General features: G+C 64.3%; 5 protein-coding genes. 2 read left to right on the top strand and 3 right to left on the bottom strand.

All coding sequences use genetic code 11. From position 1 onward, the window contains the following. Nucleotides 1–140 precede the first annotated feature (140 nt). Nucleotides 141–629, top strand: a complete 489-nt coding sequence (locus tag EN781_RS23995) for an NUDIX hydrolase (RefSeq protein WP_126054325.1) — start codon at nt 141–143, stop codon at nt 627–629. A 105-nt stretch (nt 630–734) separates the two neighbouring features. Next, nucleotides 735–1,046 carry a PilZ domain-containing protein gene (locus tag EN781_RS23990; protein ID WP_126054324.1) on the top strand — a complete coding sequence of 104 codons (312 nt, stop codon included), beginning with the start codon at nt 735–737 and terminating at the stop codon, nt 1,044–1,046. A 70-nt stretch (nt 1,047–1,116) separates the two neighbouring features. On the opposite strand, the gene EN781_RS23985 is transcribed toward EN781_RS23990, so the two are convergent. The 3 genes from EN781_RS23985 to EN781_RS23975 form a co-directional block, all read right to left on the bottom strand. Then, nucleotides 1,117–2,922, bottom strand: coding sequence for an ABC transporter ATP-binding protein (locus tag EN781_RS23985; RefSeq protein WP_126054323.1), 1,806 nt, complete (start codon nt 2,920–2,922; stop codon nt 1,117–1,119). A gap of 423 nt (nt 2,923–3,345) precedes the next feature. After that, complete coding sequence (locus EN781_RS23980; protein ID WP_126054322.1) at nt 3,346–5,022, bottom strand: NAD+ synthase; 1,677 nt, start codon at nt 5,020–5,022, stop codon at nt 3,346–3,348. A 127-nt stretch (nt 5,023–5,149) separates the two neighbouring features. Further along, nucleotides 5,150–5,628: DNA-3-methyladenine glycosylase I (locus EN781_RS23975; RefSeq protein WP_127400387.1), on the bottom strand; the 479-nt coding region annotated here is incomplete at its 5' end.

Here is a 5,628-nt window from a genome sequence, read left to right as displayed (position 1 = left end):
GCCCTGTTTCGCGTGATCGCCTTTTCTTGGTGGAATTCAACAAGCTCCTGTGAAGTTTTTTACTTTTGTTGCGTATAATCGGTCGTAAGATTCGTTTCTTAAGGCGACAACGAGTTCGAGGGCTGGGGCTAGCTTCTCCAATGTTGACGAGGCCAACGACGCACTATCATCTAGCCGAAAGGGTCCGGCGACTGTTCGGCACCGCGCCGTGCCGCCTGCAGGTTGCCGCTTTGCCCTGGCGCGAGGCCGGCGATGGCGTCGAGATCATGCTGATCACCAGCCGCGACACCGGCCGTTGGGTGCTGCCCAAGGGTTGGCCGGAAGCCAAGGAGCCGCTTTGCGAGGCGGCGGCGCGCGAGGCCGGCGAAGAAGCCGGGTTGCGCGGCACGGTCTCCCATCTCGAAGCCGGCCGCTATTTCTATGCCAAGGCACTCGCTTCCGGCGAGGAAGTGCCTTGCGAGGTGCTGGTCTTCCCGCTGCGGGTCGACCGCGTTGCCGACCGCTGGAAGGAAAAGCGGGCGCGCACCCGCAAATGGGTGAACTCGACCGAAGCCGTGCGCATGGTCAACGAGCCGGACCTCTGCCAGATCATCGCCCATTTCTGCGCCAATCCGCGCAAATTCGCGTGAATTGACCGCCTAACACCGGCACGGCGGAGCCATGCTTCGGACCGGTCATTGCCGCGCGCCAGTATGACCTCTAAGATCGATTCGGCTGCCCTGGCATACTTGGCGATGACCAACACCACACAACCACTCGAAAACAATTCCAGCGACAGCCGTCGCAAGCACCGCCAGCGCGTGCTCAAGGGCGGTTCGATCATCACCGGCATCAAGAATTCCGAGATCAGCTGCACCTTGCGCAACCAGAATGAGGGCGGCGCCGAGCTGAAGGTCGCGCCGGACGCCCGCGTTCCCGATCGCTTCCTGCTCTATGTACCGGTCGACGGCGTCGCCTACCGATCGGAGGTCCGCTGGCGCCGCAACGATCGCGTCGGCGTCCAGTTCACCGGCACCGAGCCGAAGCCGAAGTTGCACTACGGCTGATCGCCTCAGCGGGCCTTGCCTCTGTGTCGATTTGAAGGGCGTCCGGAGCGAGTGGATGCCCTCTTTCACGTCAGATGACCAGACCCTTGGTCAGCTCGAGCGCCTGGCGTTCGAACAAGCGGCGATAGATGCCGCCGTTCAGCCGGATCAGCTGGTCATGCGAGCCCTCCTCGACGATGCGGCCACGATCGAACACCAGCAGCCTGTCGAGCGCCCTGACGGTCGACAGCCGGTGGGCGATGACCAGCGTCGTGCGGCCGACCATCAACCGCTCCATCGCCTGCTGGATCAGCACCTCCGATTCCGAATCGAGGCTGGACGTCGCCTCGTCGAGGATCAGGACGCGCGCGTCGGCGAGGAAGGCACGCGCGATCGCCACCCGCTGGCGCTCGCCGCCCGACAGCTTCACGCCGCGCTCGCCGACCAGCGTGCCATAGCCTTTCGGCAGGTTGGCGATGAACTCATGCGCGCTCGCCAGCCGCGCCGCATGCTCGATCTCGGGCTGCGTGGCGCTGGGCCGGGCATAGGCGATGTTCTCGGCCAGCGAGCGGTGGAACAGGATCGGCTCCTGCTGGACGATGGCGATCTGCGCGCGCAGTGATGCCTGCGCCACCTCGGCAATATCCTGGCCGTCGATCAGGATCCTGCCGGCGTTCACATCGTAGAGGCGCTGGATCAGCTTGACGAAGGTCGTCTTGCCCGAACCGGAATGGCCGACCAGCCCGACGCGCTCGCCGGGCGCGATTTCGACCGAGAAATCGCGGTAGAGCGGCAGCCGATGGTTGCCATAGTGGAAGGTGACCTTGTCGAAGCTGATGCCTCCATCGCTGATGCGGATCGGCCCCGCGGTCGTCCGGTCTTCGATGCCGAGCGGTTCGGCCTGGAAGTCGACCAGTTCCTCCATGTCGTTGATCGAACGCTGCAGGTTGCGGATATGCGTGCCGATGTCGCGCAGATAGCCCTGCAGCACGAAGAACGAGGTGAGCACGAAGGCGACGTCGCCGGCGCTGGCCTCGCCCCACGCCCACAGCATCAGCGCCAGACCGATCACAGCCGTCCGCAGCAGCAGAAGCATCGTGCCCTGCGTGGTGCCGTTGACGGTGCCGCGCACCCAGGTGCGGCGGGTGCGGGCGCGCCATTTGGCGACGACCCAGGCAAGACGCGCTTCCTCGCGCGCCTCGGCGCCGAAACCCTTGACCACGGCATTGCAGCTCACCGCATCGGCGAGTGAACCGCCAAGGCGCGTATCCCATGTGTTGGCGAGCCGGGCCGCCGGCGCGACATAGCCAAGCGACAGCATCGCCGTCACCATGATGAACAGCACAGAGCCAGCGGCGACCACCGCGCCCATCAGCGGCCAGAACCAGCCGAGCAGCAGGGTCGAGCCGACGAGCATGACGACCGACGGCAACAGTGCGATCAGGATCGTGTCATTGAGCAGGTCGAGCGCCCACATGCCGCGCGTGATCTTGCGCACGGTCGAGCCGGCGAAGCTGTTGGCATGCCAGTCGGTGGAAAAACGCTGGACGCGGTGGAAGGCGTCGGCGGCGATGTCGGCCATCATCTTCAGCGTCAGCTCGACGATGGCCATGAAGGCGGCGTTGCGCAGCACGACGCCGGTCAGCGCCAGGGCGACCAGCATCCAGAAGGCTGAGATTGCCGCGTTCCAGGCGACGTCGTCGGCAGCACCACTGCTGGCGACGGCGTCGACCAGCCGTCCGGAATAGAGCGGCGTCAGCACATCGGCCAGCGTCGACAAAAGGAAGGCGGCCATGATCAGCGAAAGCCGCCACGGCTGGCGCCGCCAATGGCCGAGCGTGAAGCCAAGCACGCTGCGGAAGGCTTCGGCACGCAGATCGATTCGAAAACGAGCCATGATGTCATCCAGGCGCAAATGTGCCCGGTCCCGGTAAGCTGGAAATTGAGAAAACCGCGTTGGCGCCAATCTGGCGCCGGGAATGCGGAGGTTCAGCATAGTGGCGGCACGCCCATATGCCGGCGGCGACCGGCAGCGGCAGATGCCTCTCCTCGATCGAGTTCTTGTCGCGAAGGCAAGCCTTCGCGAGGCCTCGATCAGGACCTAGGCTTCGCGGCCTCGCATAACGATGTCAAATTGTGGCATTCGGTTCCTCCAGGTGGAGAATCGCGGAGACGCCTTTATAGAGACGCCCCTGCGCATCGCCAAGCCAGGCTGCGACCAAATGCGCATCTGGTCCAAGCAGTGAGACGATTTTGCAACAACGGCGGGTTGTGCCGTTGCCGTGGCTCAGGCTATGCGGCTGCGCTGCGGACGGAGCGCTTACCGCCCGTCCCTGAACCGGTTGGTGATCGGATAGCGGCGGTCGCGGCCGAAGTTCTTCCTAGTGATCTTCACGCCCGGTGCGGCCTGCCGGCGCTTGTATTCGGCGATGTAGAGCAGGTGCTCGACCCGCGCCACTGTCGCCCGGTCATGGCCGCGCGCAACGATCTCGTCAACGCCCATCTCGTGCTCGACCAGGCATTCAAGGATATCGTCCAGCACCGGATAGGGCGGCAGCGAATCCTGGTCGGTCTGGTTCTCGCGCAGCTCCGCCGACGGCGCCTTGTCGATGATGTTCTTCGGGATCACCTCGCCGGAAGGGCCGAGCGCGCCCGGCGGCACGTGGCTGTTGCGCCAGCGCGACAGTGCATAGACCTGCATCTTGTAGAGGTCCTTGATCGGGTTGAAGCCGCCATTCATGTCGCCGTAAAGCGTGGCGTAACCGACCGACATCTCGCTCTTGTTGCCGGTGGTGACGACCATCGAACCGAACTTGTTGGAGATCGCCATCAGGATGGTGCCGCGCGCGCGGCTCTGCAGGTTCTCCTCGGTGATGCCTTCCTTGGTGCCTTCGAACATCTGCGTCAGCGCGTGCAGAAAACCTTCGACCGGCTCGAAGATCGGTACGATGTCGTAGCGGCAGCCAAGCGCGCGGGCGCAGTCCTCGGCGTCCTTCAGCGAATCCTTCGAGGTATAGCGGTAGGGCATCATCACCGCGCGCAGCCGTTCTTCGCCCAGCGCATCGACGGCAAGGGCGGCGCAGATCGCCGAATCGATACCGCCGGACAGGCCGAGCACGACGTTCTTGAAGCCGTTCTTGTTGACGTAGTCGCGCAGGCCAAGCATGCAGGCGCGATAGTCGGCCTCTTCCCGCTCCGGGATCTTCGACATCGGCCCTTCCGCGCAGACCCAGCCGTCATCCGTGCGCTTCCAGGTGGTGACGTCGACCGCGTCCTCGAACTGGCTCATCTGGAAGGCAAGCGTCTTGTCCGCGCCGATTGCGAAAGAAGCGCCGTCGAAGATCAGCTCGTCCTGGCCGCCCAGTTGGTTGGCGTAGATCATCGGCAGGCCGGTTTCGATGACCTGGCGGATGACGACCTGATGGCGGACGTCGATCTTGGCGCGATAGTAGGGTGAGCCGTTCGGCACCAGCAGGATCTCGGCGCCGCTTTCGGCCAGCGTCTCGCAGACGGCGACCTCGCCCCAGATGTCCTCGCAGATCGGAATGCCGATGCGCACGCCGCGGAAGTTGACCGGCCCCTGCAGTTCCGGCCCGGCCTGGAAGACGCGCTTTTCGTCGAACTCCCCATAGTTCGGCAGGTCGAGCTTGTAGCGTTCGGCCAGGATCTTGCCGCCATCGGCGACGATGATCGAATTGTGCGTGCCGCTCTTGCGCTTCAAGGGCGTGCCGATGATGACGCCGGGACCGCCATCCGCAGTGTCCTTGGCGAAATCTTCCGCGGCCTTTTCACAAGCCTTCAGAAAAGCGGGCTTCAGCACCAGGTCTTCCGGCGGATAGCCGGCGAGGAAGAGCTCGGTGTAGAGCACGAGATCGGCGCCCTGCCGGGCCGCATCCGCCCTCGCCTCGCGCGCCTTGGCAAGATTGCCGGCGACGTCACCGACGGTCGGGTTGAGCTGGGCGATGGCGATGCGCAGGATGTCGGGCTTCTTGGTCATGCAGTGGGTTTAGCGTGGCCGAAATCGCCGGGCAATGGCGATTGCTTGTACCAAATAGGATCGATCGACGGATGTTGATCGTATCCCGATCGATCGATTTCGACCGCGAGATTTCGCCGACCCAAGCCTAGTCGTTCATATACTCGCTCAGCGCTTCCACGGAGCGGTTCTCGCCGATCGACATCGCCAGGATGCGCGAGATGTGCCGGCGCGGCAGGCCGGTTTCAGCCGACCATTGATTGATCTGCGCCTGGATCTTGTCGAGGTCCCGCTTCGAGGTCGGGTTCTCGGCGATGTCGATGCCGGCATCGCGAAGTGCCGCCGCCATGTCGGCCGAGACGACGAAGGTGTCCCACTCCAGCCAGCGCAGGAAGTACTGGCCGGTGTTGCCGCCCAGCCGGCTGCCGTGCTTGCCGAGATAGGCCGTCAGCCCGACCTGGTCGTCGGCCGGCCAGGCGGCGAGGAATTTGCCGAAGCCGCCATGCTCCTTCGACACGCGCTCGACGAAGGCGGCGTTGTCGCGGACGGCCTTGATCTTCTGCGGATTGCGCACGATGCGCTTGTCGGAGGCGAGTTCATGCCAGAAATCGTCGGGCTGGAACAGCA

Source organism: Mesorhizobium sp. M4A.F.Ca.ET.090.04.2.1 (assembly GCF_003999085.1).
Classification (GTDB): domain Bacteria; phylum Pseudomonadota; class Alphaproteobacteria; order Rhizobiales; family Rhizobiaceae; genus Mesorhizobium.
The sequence above is the reverse complement of the archived record's forward strand: the minus strand, read 5'-3'. Positions and strand labels throughout refer to the sequence as shown.

Bases quoted from the DNA above. Each gene is read 5' to 3' on its own strand.
- EN781_RS23980 (WP_126054322.1), bottom strand. From the start codon at position 5,022: ATGACCAAGAAGCCCGACATCCTGCGCATCGCCATCGCCCAGCTCAAC.
- EN781_RS23985 (WP_126054323.1), bottom strand. From the start codon at position 2,922: ATGGCTCGTTTTCGAATCGATCTGCGTGCCGAAGCCTTCCGCAGCGTG.
- EN781_RS23995 (WP_126054325.1), top strand. From the start codon at position 141: ATGTTGACGAGGCCAACGACGCACTATCATCTAGCCGAAAGGGTCCGG.
- EN781_RS23990 (WP_126054324.1), top strand. From the start codon at position 735: ATGACCAACACCACACAACCACTCGAAAACAATTCCAGCGACAGCCGT.